We start from the raw sequence: 1,296 nt of genomic DNA, 5'->3' as shown, positions 1-1,296 counted from the left end.
GAGCGGCTGGGCATAGAGGTGCGCACCCCGGCCTCGCTCAAGGGCGAGGCCGAGCAGCGGGCTTTTGCCGATTTGCGGGCCGATGTTGCGGTGGTCGTGGCCTATGGATTGCTGCTGCCGAAAGCCATTTTGGACGCGCCCCGGCTCGGCTGCCTGAACGGTCATGCCTCGCTTCTGCCGCGCTGGCGCGGTGCCGCTCCCATCCAGCGCGCCATCATGGCCGGCGATGCCGAAACCGGCATGATGGTGATGCGCATGGAAGAAGGTCTGGACACCGGCCCGGTGGCGTTGCTTGAAAAATGCGCCATCGAACCCGATATGACCGCCGGCGAACTGCATGACCGCCTCATGGCGATAGGCGCTTCGCTGATGGCCGAAGCGCTCGCGCAGTTGGGGATAAATTGTCTGACATTTACCCAACAGGCGACAGCGGGGGTGACCTACGCCCGAAAGATCGATAAATCGGAGACACGCGTAGATTGGACGCGGCCTGCCGGCGAAGTCCACAATCACATTCGCGGCCTCTCGCCCTTTCCGGGCGCGTGGTGCGAGGTCGAAATTGGCGGCCGCATGGAGCGGCTGAAACTGCTTCGTTCGACGCTCTCGGATGGCGTCGGCGAGTCGGGAGGAATTCTCGATGACCGGCTGACGGTCGCCTGCGGGTCAGGCTCGGTCCGGCTGGTCGAAGTTCAACGGGCGGGCGGAAAGCCCGCCGCCGCGCAGGAGTTTTTGCGCGGGGCCAAGATCGGAAAAGGAACGAAACTCTCATGAGCATGATGTCGATACGCGCGGCGACGCCGCGGGATCGCGAGGCGATCCGCCTCGTCGAAGAGCATGCCTTCGGCCAGCAGGCGGAGGCCGGCCTGGTCGACGCGCTGGTCACCGGCGGCGATGCCGTCGTCGAACTGGTGGCGGAAGAGGACGGCCAGGTGGTCGGCCATATCCTGTTCTCCAGGCTTTTTGTGCAGAACGGCGGCAGGCAGTTTGCCGCGGTGGCGCTGGCGCCGCTGGCGGTCGAGCCGTCCTTCCATGGCACCGGTATCGGCGGCGCCCTGATCCGCGAGGCGCATGTCCGCCTCAAGGAAGCCGACGAGCGGCTTGCCGTGGTGCTCGGCGACCCTGCCTACTACGGTCGCTTCGGCTACAGCCATGCGCGCGCCGAAAAATTCGAGAGCGAGTATCAGGGCGAGGCGCTGCAGGCACTGGCCTGGGGCGCTGCACCCGAGGGCGGCAAGCTGGTCTACGCTTCGGCCTTCACCGCGCTTGCCGCCTAGGCGGCAAGCGCGGTGAAGGCCC

Annotated in this window: 2 protein-coding genes; both read left to right on the top strand. The window is 66.3% G+C overall.

Annotated elements, in window-relative coordinates:
- The coding region (gene fmt / locus EN781_RS32665) for a methionyl-tRNA formyltransferase (RefSeq protein WP_127400730.1) at positions 1-771 on the top strand (771 nt) is incomplete at its 5' end.
- Positions 768-1,274 (top strand): N-acetyltransferase, encoded by a 507-nt coding sequence (locus EN781_RS32660; protein WP_126057203.1) that lies wholly within the window; start codon positions 768-770, stop codon positions 1,272-1,274. The genes fmt and EN781_RS32660, both read left to right, overlap by 4 nt.
- The last annotated feature ends 22 nt before the right edge of the window (positions 1,275-1,296 follow it).

The organism is Mesorhizobium sp. M4A.F.Ca.ET.090.04.2.1 (assembly GCF_003999085.1).
Taxonomy (GTDB): Bacteria; Pseudomonadota; Alphaproteobacteria; order Rhizobiales; family Rhizobiaceae; genus Mesorhizobium.
Note: the sequence above shows the minus strand (reverse complement) of the source record. Positions and strands in the feature narration are given on the sequence as shown.